The organism is Nonomuraea sp. NPDC049504, from assembly GCF_040676845.1.
In the GTDB taxonomy this organism is placed as follows: domain Bacteria; phylum Actinomycetota; class Actinomycetes; order Streptosporangiales; family Streptosporangiaceae; genus Nonomuraea; species Nonomuraea salmonea.
The window spans coordinates 36,641-53,765 of the sequence record NZ_JBFAPT010000019.1 but is presented as its reverse complement, the minus strand read 5'-3'; the positions used below and the strand labels follow the sequence as shown (position 1 = coordinate 53,765).

14 protein-coding genes are annotated in these 17,125 nt (G+C 70.8%); 8 read left to right on the top strand and 6 right to left on the bottom strand.

Features of this window, described 5'->3' with window-relative positions:
* Window positions 1-3: 3 nt before the first annotated feature.
* Window positions 4-165 carry a hypothetical protein gene (locus AB0K28_RS31660; protein WP_345390832.1) on the bottom strand — a complete coding sequence of 54 codons (162 nt, stop codon included), beginning with the start codon at window positions 163-165 and terminating at the stop codon, window positions 4-6.
* Between the two features lie 102 nt (window positions 166-267).
* Here AB0K28_RS31660 and fxsT point away from each other — a divergent pair, with 102 nt between their 5' ends.
* Together fxsT and AB0K28_RS31650 are read left to right on the top strand one after the other, a co-directional pair.
* The gene (gene fxsT / locus AB0K28_RS31655; RefSeq protein WP_364377270.1) at window positions 268-2,844 is read left to right on the top strand and encodes an FxSxx-COOH system tetratricopeptide repeat protein; all 2,577 of its coding nucleotides are present in this window, start codon (window positions 268-270) and stop codon (window positions 2,842-2,844) included.
* Between the two features lie 69 nt (window positions 2,845-2,913).
* Entirely contained in the window at window positions 2,914-3,807 is an 894-nt protein-coding gene (locus AB0K28_RS31650) for a LysR family transcriptional regulator (RefSeq protein WP_345390823.1), read from the top strand.
* Between the two features lie 6 nt (window positions 3,808-3,813).
* Here AB0K28_RS31650 and AB0K28_RS31645 read toward each other — a convergent pair whose 3' ends face one another.
* Window positions 3,814-4,545 (bottom strand): SDR family oxidoreductase, encoded by a 732-nt coding sequence (locus AB0K28_RS31645; RefSeq protein ID WP_364377268.1) that lies wholly within the window; start codon window positions 4,543-4,545, stop codon window positions 3,814-3,816.
* A gap of 15 nt (window positions 4,546-4,560) precedes the next feature.
* A complete protein-coding gene (locus AB0K28_RS31640; protein WP_364377266.1) occupies window positions 4,561-5,328 on the bottom strand; it encodes an oxidoreductase in 768 nt (255 codons plus the stop codon).
* 189 nt (window positions 5,329-5,517) lie between these two features.
* Here AB0K28_RS31640 and AB0K28_RS31635 point away from each other — a divergent pair, with 189 nt between their 5' ends.
* Complete coding sequence (locus tag AB0K28_RS31635; RefSeq protein WP_364377264.1) at window positions 5,518-7,860, top strand: S1 family peptidase; 2,343 nt, start codon at window positions 5,518-5,520, stop codon at window positions 7,858-7,860.
* Window positions 7,861-7,942: 82 nt separating this feature from the next.
* Window positions 7,943-12,019, top strand: a complete 4,077-nt coding sequence (locus tag AB0K28_RS31630) for a hypothetical protein (protein WP_364377262.1) — start codon at window positions 7,943-7,945, stop codon at window positions 12,017-12,019.
* A 78-nt stretch (window positions 12,020-12,097) separates the two neighbouring features.
* On the opposite strand, the gene AB0K28_RS31625 is transcribed toward AB0K28_RS31630, so the two are convergent.
* Complete coding sequence (locus AB0K28_RS31625) at window positions 12,098-12,784, bottom strand: hypothetical protein (protein WP_364377260.1); 687 nt, start codon at window positions 12,782-12,784, stop codon at window positions 12,098-12,100.
* Window positions 12,785-13,083: 299 nt separating this feature from the next.
* On the opposite strand from AB0K28_RS31625, the gene AB0K28_RS31620 reads away from it, so the two are divergent.
* Window positions 13,084-13,290: a hypothetical protein gene (locus AB0K28_RS31620; RefSeq protein WP_364377258.1), complete on the top strand. Its 207-nt coding sequence runs from the start codon at window positions 13,084-13,086 to the stop codon at window positions 13,288-13,290.
* Window positions 13,291-13,458: 168 nt separating this feature from the next.
* On the opposite strand, the gene AB0K28_RS31615 is transcribed toward AB0K28_RS31620, so the two are convergent.
* Window positions 13,459-14,259, bottom strand: a complete 801-nt coding sequence (locus tag AB0K28_RS31615) for a helix-turn-helix transcriptional regulator (RefSeq protein ID WP_364377256.1) — start codon at window positions 14,257-14,259, stop codon at window positions 13,459-13,461.
* A 404-nt stretch (window positions 14,260-14,663) separates the two neighbouring features.
* Here AB0K28_RS31615 and AB0K28_RS31610 point away from each other — a divergent pair, with 404 nt between their 5' ends.
* Window positions 14,664-15,107 carry a hypothetical protein gene (locus AB0K28_RS31610; protein WP_364377254.1) on the top strand — a complete coding sequence of 148 codons (444 nt, stop codon included), beginning with the start codon at window positions 14,664-14,666 and terminating at the stop codon, window positions 15,105-15,107.
* 145 nt (window positions 15,108-15,252) lie between these two features.
* Entirely contained in the window at window positions 15,253-15,633 is a 381-nt protein-coding gene (locus tag AB0K28_RS31605) for a hypothetical protein (RefSeq protein ID WP_345390790.1), read from the top strand.
* Here the strand turns inward: AB0K28_RS31605 and AB0K28_RS31600 are convergent.
* Entirely contained in the window at window positions 15,627-16,022 is a 396-nt protein-coding gene (locus tag AB0K28_RS31600; protein ID WP_345390787.1) for a MerR family transcriptional regulator, read from the bottom strand. The genes AB0K28_RS31605 and AB0K28_RS31600 overlap by 7 nt on opposite strands.
* Window positions 16,023-16,070: 48 nt before the next feature.
* Here AB0K28_RS31600 and AB0K28_RS31595 point away from each other — a divergent pair, with 48 nt between their 5' ends.
* Complete coding sequence (locus AB0K28_RS31595) at window positions 16,071-17,120, top strand: aldo/keto reductase (RefSeq protein ID WP_364377251.1); 1,050 nt, start codon at window positions 16,071-16,073, stop codon at window positions 17,118-17,120.
* Window positions 17,121-17,125 lie beyond the last annotated feature (5 nt).

Here is a 17,125-nt window from a genome sequence, read left to right as displayed (position 1 = left end):
AAGTCAAAGAGCTGATTGAAAACCTGCCACGGGGCCTGAGCCGGCTTCGTCCAGCCGCCGCAGGGCGTATGCCAAGGGGCCGGGAGGCAGGCTGTCAAGGTCGGTCAAGCTCCAGGTGCTCACGTCGATGAGGCCACCGCCGTATTCTGCTTCACTGCTGGTCATGGGCTTTCCTCGGTCCATGAGTCGTGCTAGGTCGGCCTCATCCTCCCACGGCTGTGCGGACGTGGCGAGAGCGGCCCGCCCATGGGGTTCACCGAGGTCGGTGTGACGTCTAAGCTTCATTCAAAGGCCCGGTCTAGCGGAGGCGGTACTGTGTCGGTTTCGCACCATTCGCCGGATTCTGCGCGCGTGCCTGCCATCTGGGGACGAGTTCCTCAGCGCAACAACAACTTCACCGGCCGCGCCCAATTGTTGCGAAATCTGCACGAAAGCTTGATGTCCAACGTCGCCGCCGTCGTCCCGCATGCCCTCCATGGGCTGGGCGGTGTCGGAAAGACGGTTTTGGCCATCGAATACGCCTATCGCTATCGCAGCGAATACGACCTTGTCTGGTATATCCCCGCTGATCAGCCGATGTTGGTGAAGTCGTCGCTGGCGGGGCTCGCGCGCGAGCTGCGGCTGCCGATCAGCGCCTCGGCGAAGGTCGAGGAGGCCGCGGAGGCGGCGCTCGACGCGTTGCGGCGCGGCGATCCGTACGAGAAGTGGTTGCTGATCTTCGACAACGCCGACGAGGTCGAGGAGATCAACACGATCGCGCCCCGAGGGCCCGGTCACGTGCTGATCACCTCGCGCAACCACAGTTGGCAGGGCGTGGTGCCCACGGTGCCCGTCAACGTCTTCCCGCGTGAGGAGAGCGTCGAGTTCCTCGTCAAGCGGGTCGGCCAGGGCATCACGGAGGCCGAGGCGAATCAGCTGGCCGAGGCGCTGGGAGACCTGCCGCTCGCTCTGGAGCAGGCGGGCGCCCTGCAGGTGGAGACCGGCATCTCCGTCGAGGAATATCTGCGGCTGCTGGACGAGGAGACGACCCGGCTGCTCGGCACCAACAAGCCGACCGACTATCCGCTGTCGATGTCGGCGGCCTGGACGCTGTCGGTGCAGCAGCTCACCGCACGCATGCCGAAGGCGGTCGAAGTGCTCCGGTGCTGCGCGTTCCTGGGGCCCGAGCCGATTCCACGCGACCTCTTCCAGCGGCTGCCCGCCGACTACGCCGAGGGCTCGAAGCTGGCTGAGATCCTCGCCGACCCCATCCTGACCAGCCGCGTCATCCGCGAGCTGGGCCGCTACGCGCTCGTCAAGATCGACTCGGGCAACCGCACGATCCAGGTGCACCGGCTGATCCAGGCGCTGCTGCGTGACGACCTCCCCAAGACAGAGCACGCCGCCATGCGGGGTGAGGCGCACCTCCTCCTGGCCGCCGCGGTGGCGTCGTTCGAACCGGACGACAACGCGGCGTGGCCTCGCTACGCCGCCCTGCTCGGACACGTCTCACCGGCCGGCGTCCATCACTCCAGCGATGCGCGGACCCGGCGGTTCGCGCTCAGCATCGTCCGCTATCTCTACTCCTCCGGCGACTTCAAGTCGGCGCAGACGCTGGTCGAGCTGTTCATCGCGCAATGGCAGGCCGACAGCGGCCCCGACGACTACAGCGTCCTGGCCGCCCAACGCCACCAGGCGATCATCATCAGAGAGCTGGGGGACATCGCGGGGTCGTTCGAGCTCAACCAGCAACTGATGAACCGCATGCGCGACGTGCTCGGCGAAGATCACGAAGAGACGCTGCTGCTGCGGAACAGCCATGGCGCCGACCTGCGGTTCCGTGGTGACTTCGAGCCGGCGCTGCAACACGACCTCGACTCGTTGGGCCGCCACGAGACCGTCTTCGGGCCTGAGCACCGGCGCACGTTGCGGGCGATGAACAACCTCGCGCTCGACTACCTGCTGCTCGGCGAGTACGACAAGGCCAGCGAGCTGCAGACCACGACCTTCGAGCGGCAGCGCGCGAGCGCGGGCGTCAGCAGCCTGAACGTCCTGTCGTCCTGGAACGGCCTGGCCCGCATCACTCGCTTGCAGGGCCAATATCGTGAGGCCTGCGACCTCGGCGAGGACGCGTACGAGTTCGGCGTCGAGCAACTCGGCCCCGAGCACCCGTGGACCCTCCGCGTCGCCAAAGACCTGTCCATCGCCAAGCGGCGTGACGGCAAGGTCGAGGAGTCGCTGGATCTCGCCCGCCGCACCTTCGACACGCAGGTGCGCAACACCGGCATGGACCACCCCGACGCCCTGGCCGCCGGCCTCTGCCTGGCCAACGCGCAACGGGCCTTCGGCGAGGTCGCTGAGGCGCTGGAGCTGCTGGAGGACCTGACGCCGCGCTTCAAGAAGATGTACGGCGACGACCACCCGTTCAAGTACGGCTGCGACACCAACCTCGCGCTGCTGCTGCGGATCAACGGGCGCACGGAAGAAGCGGTCGACCTCGATCGGGCGGCCCGCGAGGGCCTCGACAGGAGGCTGGCGCGCGATCACCACTTCACCCTCACGTGCGCGATCAATCTCGCCAGTGATCTCGCCGCGATGAACGAACACGAGCAGGCCATCCGGCTGGGCGAGAGCACGCTCGGCAAGCTGCGCGCCCGGTTCGGTATGGACCACCCGCTCACCTTGGCTGGGGCGGCGAACCTGGTCGTCGATCTCCTGCAGCTCGGCGCGCAGCAGGAGGCGGACGAGCTCAAGACCGACACCCTGCAGCGCTACAGGCGGGTCCTCGGGCGTGGCCACCCCGATGTGATCGTGGCGGAGCAGAACAAGCGGCTCGACTTCGACTTCGACCCGCCCGTGCTCTAACCGGACTAAAGGCGCCGGCCCCCGCGTTGTACCCACCGCTTACATGATTACGGGCGGTGGGAGGGGATCATGAGTCTGCGCCAGTACGAGTACGCCCTGGCCGTCGCGGAAGAGGGGTCGGTGACGGCGGCGGCCGAGGTGTTGCGGGTTGCGCAGCCGTCCGTCTCCCAGCAGATCCGCACCCTCGAACGCGAGCTCGGCGTCGCCCTCTTCACCCGCATGCCGACCGGCCTGGTGCCCACCGTGGCGGGGCGGGCGTTCCTGCGGGAGGCGCAGGTGGCGGTGACCGCGGCGCGGCGGGCGCGGGCGATGGCGAGGGCCGGGGCGGACGAGCAGCTGGCCGGTGAGTTGCTGGTCGCGGCGCAGATGGGGCTCGGCGCGCGGCAGTTGCCGAGCGCGCTGGCCGAGCTGCGCCGCCGCTTCCCCCTCCTGGAGGTCACCGTCTTCGAGGAGCCGAACCCGGCCGAGCTCGAACGGCTCGGCCGCCGCGGCGTGCTCGACCTCGTGCTGGTGGCCTCGACGTGCGACGAGGGCGGCGCCGACGCCTACCACCTCGGCGACGAGGAGTTCGTGGTGGTGCTGGGCGCCGGGCACCGCCTGCTCGCCGCGGACCGGGTCGAGCTGCGCGAGCTGGAGGGGGAGCCGTGGATCCGGTTCGACCGGGAGAGCGCGCTCGACGCCGTGCTGCGCGACGTGCTGCGGGACAACAAGATGGCGCCTTCCACGGTCGCGCGTGTCACGCAGACGGCGACGGCCGTGCGCTGGGCCGCCCACGGGCTGGGCGTGACGCTCGTTCCGGCCTCCGCCGTTCCGCACGGGTATGAGCAGCTCGCGCGGCCGGTGTCACCGGTCGTGTCGCAGCCGGTCATCGCCGGGCTCAGGATCGGCGCGGGCCCGGCGGAGACGGCCCTGCTGGAGCTGCTGCAGCAGGAGAGCTGGTCGCGTACGAGCGCTCTGGTTTAGGAGGGGCTAGAAGACGGCGCCGCCCAGGTCCACGAAGAACGTGGTGCCGTTGACGAAGCCGGCACGCGGTGAGGCGAGGAAGTAGATGGCCTCGGCCAGCTCCTCCGGCCTGGCCGTCCGGGGGATGCCGAGGCCGCGGGCCACCGGCTCGTTGCCCTCCTCCCCGTACGCGGCCACCACCCCTTCGGTACGAACGGGACCGGGCGAGACGGCGTTGACCCGGACGCCTCCGTCCCCGAACTCCTTGGCCCACGTTCTGGTCAGCCCCTCCAGCGCCGCCTTGGACGCGCCGTAGACCGACGCGCCCGCGTACCCCCGGTGCGCCGCGAGCGTGCTGACGTTGACGATGCTGCCCCCGCCTTTGGCGAGCATGTGCGGCACGAGCGCGGCGACCAGGAAGAAGGGGCCGCGCACGTTCGTGGCGAAGATCTCCTCGTACCCCTCCAGGGTCTGGTCGAGGGTGGCGGCGGTGGGGAAGATGCCGGCGTTGTTGACGAGGATGTCCACCGGCCCGCTCTGCCTGGCCAGCTCGGCGACCGAGCCCAGGTCCGCCATGTCGGCCTGGACGTAGCGGACGCTGCCGTCCTCCTGCGCCGCGCGTTGGGCGTCCTTGCCGCGCCGGCCGTCGCGGCCGCTGATGACGACCTCGGCGCCCTCACGGGCCAGCCGCCGGGCGGTGGCGAGGCCGATGCCTGACGTGCCGCCGGTGACGAGCGCGATTTTGCCCTGCAATTCCATGTCGTTGACTACCTCTCAGCCCATCGGGAATTCGCCGCCGTCGACGATGAGATTGCGGCCGATCAAATAGCCCGCCCGCTCGGAAATGAGGAACAGCACCGCGTTCGCGATGTCGTCGGGCAGGCCGTCACGCCCCACCGGCGTGGCGGCGTGGGCGGTGTCGTTCTGGGCCGGGGCTCCGGCCATGCGCGCGGCCACCTCCGCCCACTGCGCCCGGGTCTGCTCGCCGCCGGGCGTGGCGACCCGGCCGGGCGAGACGGTGTTGACCCTGATGCCGTGCGGGGCCAGCTCCAGCGCCAGCCCCCTGCTGTAGGTCTCCAGCGCCGCCTTGGCCGCCGCGTAGTGCAGGAACGACGGCGCCTCCGGGGCGAGGGTGGCGGCCGACGAGACGTGCACGATCGCGCCCCAGCGCCGCTCGCGCATGCCGGGCACGAGCAGCGCGTCCAGCCGTACGGAGGCCAGGTAGTTCAGGTCGAGCGCGTCCTGCCACACTTCGTCGGGGATGTCGGCGCTCCCCTCGTACGGCTGCGCCCCGCCCGCGTTGTGCACCACGATGTCCACGCCGCCCAGCACGTCACGCGCGGCGGCCGCGATGCTCTCGGCCCCTGCCCTGGTCCGCACGTCGGCCTGGACGAAACCGGCCCCCTCGGGCGCCGCGCTCGCCGCGGACCGCGCGGTGGTGAGCACCTGGGCGCCGGCGTCCAGGAGCTGCCGTACGACGGCCGCCCCGATCCCGCGCGTTCCCCCGGTCACCACGGCCCGCTTTCCCGCAAGTTCCATCATGTCGTCCTTTCCGTATCAACCGAATGAACGCTACGTCCGGAAAAGAACGAGAAGCAAAGAGGAAATGTCGTTGGCCCCTATAGACGGTCCCTATAGACGGTTCCTATAGCGCGTAGGGGCAGCGAAATGTCCGGTCGATGGCCGGTCAGTGCCCTGGTTCGGCCGGAGGGCGACTTCCAGAATCGTGGCGTGAACCTCCAGCGATTAATCCGGTTATTACCCATCACAGCCCTCGCGCTCGCACTCTGCGCCGTCGCGACGCCGGCCCACGGGGTGCGGGGCGGCGGACAGCCCTCCGACGGCGCGTGGGGCTTCGTCGCGAAGGTCGAGGTCGGCGAGCTGCACTCCTGCAGCGGCGCCCTGATCAGCCCGCACTGGGTGCTCACCGCGGCCACGTGCTTCACGCCCGAGGGCGGGTCCGTCAGGACCGGCGCGCCGCCCCTGCCGACGACGGTGACGCTCGGCGGCACGGGCCGCACCGGCACGGGCGCGCGGGTGCTGCCCGCGACCTGGGTCCATCCCCATGACGGCCTCGACCTCGTGCTGGTCAGGCTGGCGTTGCGGGTGGTCGACGTGCCGCCCGTCGCGATCGGCTCCGCCCCCGTCGCGGGGGACGTGCTGCAGCTCGCGGGCTACGGGCGGACCGCGGGAGAGTGGGCGCCCGACCGGCTGCACACCGCGCCCGTCGCGATCGGAGCCGTGGGGGCGGAGTCGTTCGGCTGGAGCGGGGCGAACGGCGCCGACGTGAGCGCCTGCCAGGGCGACGCGGGCGCGCCGATGATCGGGACGGGCGGGAGCGGCCCTGAGCTCGTCGGTCTCGCCATCGGCGCCGGGCAGGGCGGCTGCCTGGGCGCGGCCGCCGACGGGGGACGCGGCGGGGAGGCGCAGCGGACGGACGGCCTGGCGAACTGGGTGCGGACGACCGCGCGGGAGCCCACCGAGACGATGCGGGCGTTGGAGCACGGGTCGGAGGGGTTCGCCGGCTACGACTTCAATGACGCCAGGGACCAGGCGGTGGCCTTCGACTACGACCACTCGGGCAAGCAGGACCACCTGCTGTTCTACCGGCCGGGCGGGGAGCTGGCCAGGATCGTCAAGCGGGGCGCGGAGGGCGCCTGGGCGCCGGTCTTCACCTCCACGACGGGCATCGGCGGCTACGACCTGAAGAACGCGGCCGACCGGATCGTCCCCTTCGACTACGAGGGAACGGGCAAGCTGGACCATCTCGTGGTGTACCGGCCGGGCGTCGGCACGATCCACATACTCAAGCACGGCAGCGGCACCACGTTCACGCCGGTCTTCACCTCGACCCACGACGGCATCGGCGGGTTCACCCTGAAGGACGCCCGCGACCAGGTGGTGGCCTTCGACTACGAGGGGACGGGCAAGCAGGACCACCTGCTGCTGTACCGGCCGGGGGCGCAGCTGGTCACGATCGTCAAGCGGGGCGCGGGCGGTGCTTTCACGCCGGTCTTCACCTCCACCACGGGGATCGGCGGCTACGACCTGAGGGACGACCGCGACCGGATCATCGCCTTCGACTACGACCATTCGGGCAAGCTCGACCACCTCGTGCTCCATCGCCCGGGTGTGGAGATCGCGTGGATCCTGGAGCGCGGCTCGGGGGCCTCGTTCAGGGCGGTGTTCCACAGCTCGACCGGCATCGGCGGCTACGACCTGAAGAGCTCGGCCGACCGGATCATCGCCTACGACTACGACGGCTCGGGCAAGCTGGACCACCTGCTGCTCTACCGCCCGGGCTCGCGTACGGCCTGGATCCTCGCGCATGAAGCGGGCAGCTCGTTCAGAGCCGTCTTCCACAGCTCGGCGGGCATCGGCGGGTACGCGCTGGAGAGCCCCGCGGACCGGATCATCGCCTTGGACGGCCTCGGCTGGGGCACGCAGAACCAGCTCTTCCTCTACCGGCCGGCCAGCAGGATCGCCTGGATCGTCAGCCGCAGCAACGGCTACCTGATACCGCGCAACATCGTCGCGTACCCCGTGCACCGGCCCGACTCCATCCTGGAGCGTTTCGCCTACCCGGCGACCTTCCGCCACGACTACGGCGGCACGTCCGGCCAGACCGACTGGGGCACGGGCGCGGCAGAGGCGAAGAACTTCGAGCTGCTGTCCGGCAACGGCGGGATCATCTGGGTCTCGTGCAGCACGCCGTCGGAGGACGGGGTCGGCACGCTCAAGGTCTTCCCGGGCCTGATCAACGGCGAGGGCCAGGTCGGCGAGCCGTATCTCGGCGTGACGGCGGTGTGCTTCAAGATCCTGTCGCCGGGCGGGTACGTGAAGCTGCGCATCCCGAACGTCCAGGAGGTCCAGGGCGACAGCCGCGCACCAGGAGCCGGCCACGACGTGGACGCGACCGTACGGCACCTGGCGACCGGCACGGAGCGCACCAAGCGCGTCGAGGCGGACGAGAGCGAGCAGTTCGGGCGTACGGACCCCCTCTGCGACGAGAGTCACCCCGACTTCCCGGACAACTGCCGCGAGACCCTCCTCGAACTGCGGGTCGTTCGCTGAGCACCCGGCCGGCCGGCCGGAACGGAGCACCCGGCCGGCCGGACCAGGGTGTCCGGCCGGCCCTCTTTTCAAGGAGACGGCGATGAATGCGTTATGTAGCAGATTCTTAGGACGGACAGCCCTGGTCACCGGCCTGGTGCTCACGTCGGTCGCCCCGATCGGGCAGGCCCGCGCCGCATCGGCTGACCCGCCGCAGGAGTCGGTCTGCGAGCGGCAGGTGGTGCTGGAAGCCTGGGTGACGGGCGGGCTGAACGTCCGCCCGAAGGCGGAGCAGGCGCTGCTCGGCGACAGGGCGGCCGTCTGCGCCTTCCTCGCCGAGCTGCCCAGGCTCGCCGCCTTCGACGATCGCGAGCAGGTCGGCCGCGTCAAGGCGCTCGGCGGTCCCGAGGTGGCCGCCGCCGCCAACGCCGCCCTGCGCTCTGAGCAGCCGGGCGCGGTGGCGGCGTTCCTCGACGGCGGATGGGAGCTGGCCCGCGAGATCGACCTGCGGGCCAGCGTGAACAAGATGAAGGCGGTGGGCGGTCCCGAGGTCAAGGCCGCCGCGAACGCGGTGCTGCGCAACGGCTCGCGCGGCGCGATGGGGGAGTTCATCGAGACGGGGTGGCGGCTGCCGTACCGGATCGACCTGCGGGCCGTCGTCAACCGCGCCATGGCCGAGGGCGGCCCGGAGGTGCAGGCGGCGGTGAACAGGGCGCTGCAGGACGGCAGCCTGGAGATGCAGGAACGGTTCGTCCAGATCGACTGGGGCGTGGCCCAGGCCAGGGACGACGAGAACCAGACGCTGAACGACCTGCGCACCAGCGCCACGGAGGCGACCAGGCGGGCCGCGTTCGAGGCGGTCTCCGCGGTGGCGCAGGCCGAGCGCGCCAAGGCCGAGGCCGCGGCCGCCAAGGCCGAGGCGGAGGAGGCCGAGCGGCTCGCCTCGCTGGCCGGACAGGAGTCGGCGGAGGCGAGGAAGCAGGCGCGGCGGGCGGCCGACGCCGCCGATCGTGCCGCCGCGGCCTCGCGCGTCGCCGTCCAGGCCGCGCGGTCGGCGGCGGAAGCGGCCCGCATGGCGGCCGGTGCGGCGGGACGCGCGGCGACCGCGGCGGCGCGGGCGCACACCAAGTCCGACGAGGCGTGGGCGGCCGCCGCCAGGGCGGAGCTGGACGCGGAGGCCGCGGCCGACGCGGAGGCGTACAACCGGGCGATGCAGCAGGTCGGCCCGGCGCTCACGGCCTGGATGTCGCCCATCGACCAGATCATCGACGTCACCCGGCAGGCGCACGCCGCGGTCGCCGCCGCGAACTCGGCGCGGGCCAACACCGAGGCGGCCGGCCGCGCGGCCGAGGCGGCCGCCCAGCACGCGGGGGTGTCCAGCGCCGAAGCGAAGGCCGCGCTCGCGGCGGCGTCCCGGGCCAGGGCCGACGCGGAACGGGCGAAGGCCGCCACCGCCGAGACCGTACGCCACGCGAACGTCGCCCAGGACGCGGCCGGCAAGGCACGCGACGCGGCGACCCGCGCGGTGTCGTACGCGGAGCAGTCGGCGCGCGCGGCCGCGAGCGCGGCGAGCCACGCGGGCTCCGCCGTCAACGCCGCCGAGCTGGCGACCGAGCACGCGAACAACGCCTTCAAGGCGGCCGAGGACGCGCTGGACGCCGCCGAGACGGCCCAGGACGTCTACAAGGCGGCGCGCGAGGCGGACGAGGAACGCATCAGGAGCGAGTACGAGCTGGAGCTGTCCTTCGCCCGGCACGTCACCGAGCAGGCGGCCAAGGCCAGGCTGCAGGACGCCCGCGGCTTCGACGTACCGATGAAGCGCTATCACACGCCGGAGATCGACGCGCTGATCGCGGAAGCCACAGCGGAGGGCGCCTCGGAGGGCGCCGGCCTCGCGGTGGCGGCCGGCAAGGCGCGGCAGGTGGCCCGCTATTTCGCGACGGTGCCGGGCTCGTGGACCAGCTCCGCCGCCATGGCCGCGCTCGGTGAGGACGACGACGCCCGCGTCGTCGAGTTCGTCAGGAGCGGGCTCGCCGCCGCCGAGGAGCAGGACGACCGTACGACGCTGACCGGGCTCTCGGTCACGCGCAGCCCCGCCATGAGGGCCGCCGCCGAGCGGGCACTCGCCGGCGGGTGGCGTGACGTCGTCGCGTTCCTGGAGGACCCGGACTATCCCGAGCGCGACGCCGAGGACCGGGTGCGGGTCGGCCGGATCCGCGGGGAAGCCGTCGAGGCCGGCGACACGGACACCGCGGAGGCGGCGAACACCGCCCTGCGCTCCGAGGACCCGGATGCGCTGCGCACGTTCCTCGACGTGACGTACAACACCGCGCACGCGATCGACGTCCGCGCCAAGGTCGCCGCCATCGCGGGCGACGACACCAACGGCACCGAGGTGCGCAACGGCGCCAGGGTGGCGCTGGCCGGCACGACCGCGATGCAGGTCGAGTTCCTGGAGGTGGAGCGGCACCGCGCGGCGCAGCGCGACCACGCGACCGCGACCCACAACTTCGTGGCCACCTCCCTGATGATCGAGACCTCGAAGATCGCGGAGCAGGCGGTCGACTTCGCGCGCACCGCGCAGGCCGCCGCCGCGCAGGCGCGCGGGGCGGCGGAAGAGGCCATCGGCTACTCGACCGCCGCGACCCAGGCGGCCGGCCGGGCACGCGAACACGCGACCAACGCCGTGGCCGCCGCGCAGGACGCCGCCCGGTCGGCGGAACGCGCCGCGCAGGCCGTCCGCACCGCCGCCGCCGCGACCAAGCAGGCGCAGGAGTCGGCCGGGCGGGCCTCGCTCTCCGCCCGCTGGGCGCGCGCCTCGGCCGCCTCGGCGGCGCAGGACGCGGCCAGGGCGTTCGCCGCGTACGACACCGCGTACGACGCGCAGATCCGGGCGGGCAACAGCGCCTCGGAGGCGGCCCGCATCGCCGCCGAGGTGTTCGAGCACTACCGGGACGAGGCCAAGGAGAAGCTCGACACGATCAAGGCCGAGTGGTACGGGCACTGCAAGTGGGGGCCGGAGAACGGCCTGCCCACGTACAACGACTGCAACCAGTACGTGGAGGACCTGCTCGACGACCCCAAGGGCCCGCTCAACGACCCGGCCGGCTACGCCGGTGAGCGCGCCGACGCCTGCAGGAAGCAGTTCGTCGGCAAGGCGCTCGACGCGTGCCTGTCGGTCGTCATGAGCCCGCTGTTCTCGTGGGCGAAGCGCGGGATCTCCGACCGGGAGAGCGAGACCCACCGGCTCGCCGAGGAGTACATGGGCCTGACCGCGCTGGACCTGCTCAACGCCATGTCCCAGTGGAGCATCGTGGGCAAGTGCAAGAAGGCGCCCCAGAGCAGCCTCGGCGGCGCGACCAAGAAGTTCAGGGACTGCATCGCCGGAGTCATGGACCTGACCGAGGACCCCAACTGGAACGAGTACTCGAGCCAGTGGAAGGGGACCTTCGTCGAGTCGATGGTCGACCCGGACCTGCGCTTCGCCGAGTACAACTCGATCCTGGGCACCATGTACCTGCAGGAGAACATCCTCGACCGCGCGGTCATCTCGGCGATCTACGAGACCGACCTCGCGATGTCGCTGCTGCGCATCCTGCCCGTCGGGTGCGTCAGGGACGGCGGTGACTGCCCGTACGCGGAGACCGCCGAGCAGCTCAAGGACGTGAGCCGGACGATCAAGCAGCTCAACAACCAGGGCTACATCGTCGACTCGTCGGGACGCGTGCTCGACGCGAACGGCCTGCCGATCGCGACCCTGCCCCCGGCCGACGACCTCGGCGCGTGGGCGAACTACACCGTCGAGAGCGGGCTCCACGACGACCTGCGAGCCCTGGAACAGCGGCTCGACCTGCTGTACCGGCGGGAGTTCGGCGTCCCAGTCCCGCCGCCCGCCCTGCATCTGGAGACGCGGCTCGCGTACCGGGTCGCCACCAAGGAGGTGGCGCTGCAGGACAACACGCTGCGGCTGGTGATGAACAACCCCGGCGGGGTGTGCGACGCGGTCCCGATCGAGGGCGCGGGACCGGACGCGCGGCGGCAGGAGGTGGCCGGCTGCATCCAGGCCGTCAAACTGCTGCTCCCGGCGGGCACCACCATGGTCATCTATTACCCGAACCCGGACAGCCCATCAGAACTCCTGGAGGTCACTGTCCACGGCACCGGTCGCTGGCTGGATTGACCCGTGCCGGGGCCCTGCCACGGGCGCTGCTCATGGCCGCTGCTGACGGCCCCGCCGGCTCATTGCCCGGCGGGGCCGTCAGCCCGGTGACGGCGCCTCATCCGCGTCCGCGCCCGGCGGCTCGGTGACCCGGCTGCGGGTTTCCGCCTGAGGCCGGTCCGAGACGTAGGGACGGACCCGCGACTTGGCGAAGCTGCTGCTCTCGAAGTCGTGATGCCCGGGCCGCAGCGTCTGTGCCTTCGCAAGGCCGAACGTCGTGGCGGCCACGGTTCCGGCCGTCGCCCTGAGGGACGCCTCCTTCGCCTCCCGCAGCTGCGACTCGCACGTGTCCCGCAACCCGCGGAACTCCTCCCGCAGCTCCTGCGCCTCCTTCTCCGCGCACTCCAACCGGCTCCGCAGGCTCTCCACCTCGGCCCGCAGGCACGTCGTCTCGGCGTCCTGGTCACCCCGCCTGGCCGTCTCCAGGCGCTTGACGAGATCGCGCCAGGCGGCCCACTGCTCACGCGGCACGTCCAGCGCATAAAGAATGCCGATGAGATGACAGGTCTTGGGCTTTCGCTTTTCCTTGAACAACCTCTGCAGCGTGGACGTGCTGACGACGCTGGCCGCAGAAAGCTCCTTGTCCCGGTTTCCGCGGACCATATTCTCATGCAAGTTGCGCAGACTCTGCCGGGTTTTTGTCGCCCGTATCGCACTCAGCAGGGCATAGGCCTCCGCCCAGGTCTTGATGGCGCTTAAGTCGTCGCTCGCTTCATTTTCGCACATAGCACGAGCACTACTCCTTCCCTCGTAGTGCGGCATGGGACGGCCATGCGGATGGCGGGCCTCGATCGTAGCGACCGGCAACCGGCGGACGAGCCTCCGCGACCCTGGGCCCAGCGTCTCATTTAGTCTCAGATTGACTCCCGACCTTACGATACTTCGTCCCGAAGCGTCCCCACGGAGGTTCGCCCCAATCCACGAGCACCCAAATCGGCGAGGGCTTGACTTGATGCGTCCCATCCGCACCCGAAGCCTGGCGCCCCACCCGCGGCTGCGTTTCACTGAGGGCTCGTCAAACCCCTATGAGAAAGGCGAGCATCGCCATGCGTGGAAATTTCCGCAGAACCTTGGCCGTGCTTCTCCTGGTCGCCGGAGCTGCGCTGATCGCTCTTGCTGTCATCGACCCCACTTTGGTCATTGTCGCGGGCGCCCTCGCCGCCGTGATCGCCGCCATAGTCGCCACATATCGAGCCTTCAGCGAAGGAGACGAGAACAACGTGAAACGATAGGTCAGCATCAGGGAAGGTCGTATCTCCTCCTGATGGAGGCTTCTTCTTCCGAGATTTCGGGAGGAGTGCGGCCGCGGCCGACCACCTGCCGCTCATCATGATCGCTCGCCCGGAGGCCCGGGCCCGGCCGGCAGGGTGAGTTGAGCGTCGAACTGCCGGGCGGGGCTGTCAGGCGGTTTCGCGGGGGTTGTAGAGCATGATCCAGTGGTCGCTTTCCGGATCGTGCAGTAGCTCGATGTCGAAGTCGAGCCAGCCCCTGGTCGGGTGGTGTACGCGTTTCGCGGCTGAGCGGAGGGCGCCCACTTCGCCGCGGGCCCAGGCGGTGCGGAAGGTGGTGCTGGTGGTCCACAGCTCGGTGAACAGGGACTGGAGGTAGTCGTCGGCCGGGTAGCGGCCCAGTGCCGAGCGGAGCTCGGCCGTGGCCACTCGGGTGAGGTGTTCGGTGCCCGCGTCGCCGAGCACCTCGCACAGCGCGGTGGTGGCGGTGAAGCACTGGTGGACGATATTGCGGGCGTAGCGGCCGCCGGCCGGCAACGGGCCGAAGAGGGCCGCGGCGGCGGCGTTGCGGGCCAGCAGGTCGAGGCGCCCGTCGTGGACGGTGATCGGCAGGGTGTCGTCGAGGCGGCGGAGCAGCCGCTGGAGTCCTGGGCGGATCTCGGTGTCGGGGGTGTGCGTCTCGGGCGGGGGTTCGCCGGCCAGCCGGTACAAATGGTCTCGTTCGGCGGCGGACAGTGCGAAGACGCGCGCCAGTGCCGCCAGGATCTCGCGGGAGGGGCGCGGTGCCCGGCCCTGTTCGAGGCGGGTGTAGTAGTCGACGGAGATGCCGGCGAGCTCGGAGAGCTCCTGGCGCCGTAGCCCCGGGACCCTCCGGTGGGAGGTCCGCCCGATGCCGGGCCGGTCCGGGGGCGTCATCGCGGCGCGCCGGCCGCGCAGGAACTCCCCGAAGTCCGCCCGGTCGTTTTTCGGCATCTGTCCATTGTGTCCGGCCGGGGGCCCGGGTGGGTGGCTCTGCCGGTACCAGGCACGACGCGGTCTTCCTCGTACGCCCCGCGTCCCGCCACAGTCGGTCGCAGACCACGGGCGCCGGCAGGCCCGCGCCCCCATACCGAGCGTCGAGGCAGCGGCCGCGCGGGTGGAGGGCCTCCTCGACGCGGGAGAGCTGCCCCCGCTGCACGGCGTCGTCTGCAACGCCGGAGTGCACCTCTCCAACGCCCTCACGACGAGCGCCGACGGCTACGAGCTGACCTTCGCGGTCAACGTCATCGCCACCCACGCTGCTCAGACGGCTGCACGCGCACCTCAGGAAGCCGGCCCGCATCGTCGTCACGGTCAGCGACGCCCACTTCGGCGACCTGCGCCACACGGGCGGCACGATGCCGGCGCCGCACTGGGCGGGCCCCGAGATCGTCTCCAGGCCCGGCGCCTTCGACCGTCCCGCCCGCATCAGGGCGGGCCGCCGCGCGTACACCACCAGCAAGCTCGGCGGCATCCACCTGGTGCACGAGTGGGCCCGCAGGCTGCCCGACGGCATCGACATCGTCTCCTACAACCCGAGCCTGGTGTCGGGCACCGGCCTCGCCAGGGACGCCGGACGCACCCTTCAGCTCGTCATGACGTGGATCGTCCCGTTGCTCCTGGTCACCCCGCTCGTCGACACTCCGCGAGCCGCGGGCGGCAGGCTCGCGGACGTCGTGCTCGGCCGCACCCACGCCCCCACCGGCTCCTACGTCCACCGCGACAGGGTCGCGCGGTCGTCCGCCGAGTCCTACGACGCCGCGCGCGAGGAGGAGTTGTGGGACTGGCTGGAGCAGGTGTGACGGGCCGCCGCGAGGGATCTGTGGGGGTCGGGGATCCATGTGGCGCCGATCACGTTCGTTGTGTGCATTCGTCCACAGTTGATCTGCGTGGGTCTCCGTAATGTCCCTGTCAACGGATCACACCGACGACGGGGAGGAACCCGACATGCGTAAGACTCTGGCGATCGCTGCTCTTGCCGGTTCGATGGCTGTCACCGGTCTGGCGATGACGGCGCCGGCTCAGGCTTCGACGGGGACGTCCTGGGGGAAGGTGTTCTCCAGCGACCACAAGGCGTACACGTTCGGTAAGACGTGGCAGTCGGGTGGCAAGGTGTTCACGAAGTGGTACGGGGTGGACAAGCGGGGCGGGAAGAAGGGCTGGGTCTGGTTCGAGGTGTACCAGAACGGTCACTGGACGAAGTTCAACAAGGCGTGGGACGGCAAGGTCGTGGGCACGTGGAGCGGGCACGGGATCAAGAAGGTCTACACGTTCACCTGCTGGGCCGGGAAGTTCGACAACTGCGGCAAGAAGTACCGCATCTACTGAACGCACTCCACGACGTCGTCCCGCAGCCCGAGGCGGCTCTCGTACACGCCGACCTTGTGAGTGATCAGCTCGAGGCACTCGTCCAGCTCGTGCATCCGCGCGAGCACCCGTTCCCGATGCCGGCGGAGCACCTCCAGCCGCTCCGCCTCGTTGCCCTGGCCCGCCCTGACCAGCTCGGTGTAGCGCCGGATGTCGGTCAGGGGCATGCCGGAGGCCCGCAGCCGGATGCAGACGCCCAGCCAGTCGACGTCGTCCTCGCTGTAGACGCGGTGCCCGGCGCTGCCCCGGCGTACCGGCTGGGCCAGCAGTCCCTCGCGCTCGTAGAAGCGCAACGTGTGAGTGCTGAGACCGGTGCGCTCGGCGACCTGGCCGATGCTCAGACCTGACATCCCGTCAGTTTGACTTAGAGTCGGCTCTAAGATCTACGGTCGCGAAGTATGAGATATCGCATTCTCGGCGGCACCGGCATGGAGGTCAGTGCCTACTGCCTCGGCACGATGATGTTCGGCGCGGCCGGCAACCCCGACCACGACGACAGCATCCGCATCATCCACAAAGCGCTCGACCACGGCATCAACTTCGTCGACACCGCCGACATGTACTCGGCGGGCGAGTCCGAGGAGATCGTGGGCAAGGCGCTGCGCGGCCGGCGGGACGACGTGGTGCTGGCGACGAAGGTGCACTTCCCGATGGGGGAGGGGCCCAACAGGGGCGGCAACTCGCGGCGGTGGATCGTCCGCGAGGTGGAGGCGAGCCTGCGGCGGCTCGGCACGGACTGGATCGACCTGTACCAGATCCACCGTCCCGACCACAGGACGGACATCGAGGAGACCCTGGGCGCGCTGACCGACCTCGTACGCCAGGGCAAGATCCGCGCCTTCGGCAGTTCGGCCTTCCCCGCGCACGAGACGGTCGAGGCGTACCACGTGGCGAGGCAGCGCGGGCTGTACCGGTTCCGCACCGAGCAGCCGCCGTACAACATCCTGGCCCGCGGCATCGAGGGGGACGTGCTGCCGACGGCGCAGCGGCTCGGCATGGGCGTGCTCACCTACAGCCCGCTGGGCTGGGGTTTCCTGACCGGCCGCTACCGCAAGGGGCAGGAGATCGACCTGTCGCGGGGCCGCGCCGCGCGGGCGCCGCAGCGGTTCGACCCGTCCATCCCGGTCAACGCGGCCAAGCTGGAGGTCGTCGAAGAGCTGGTGAAGCTGGCGGACGAGCTCGGCCGCACGCTGCCCGAGCTGGCGATCGCCTTCGCCGCCGCGCACCCGGCGGTCACCTCGGTCATCCTCGGGCCGCGCACGATGGAGCAGCTGGAGGGCCTGCTGAAGGGCGCCTCGCTGGTGCTCGACGACGCCGTGCTCGACCGGATCGACGAGCTGGTGCCGCCCGGCACGAACGTCTACCACCCGGTCGGCCTTTGGAGCCCCGCCCCGCTGACCGACGCCGCCCTGCGCCGCCGCCCGGTCGGGGACCGCGCGGCCGGCTGATCTCC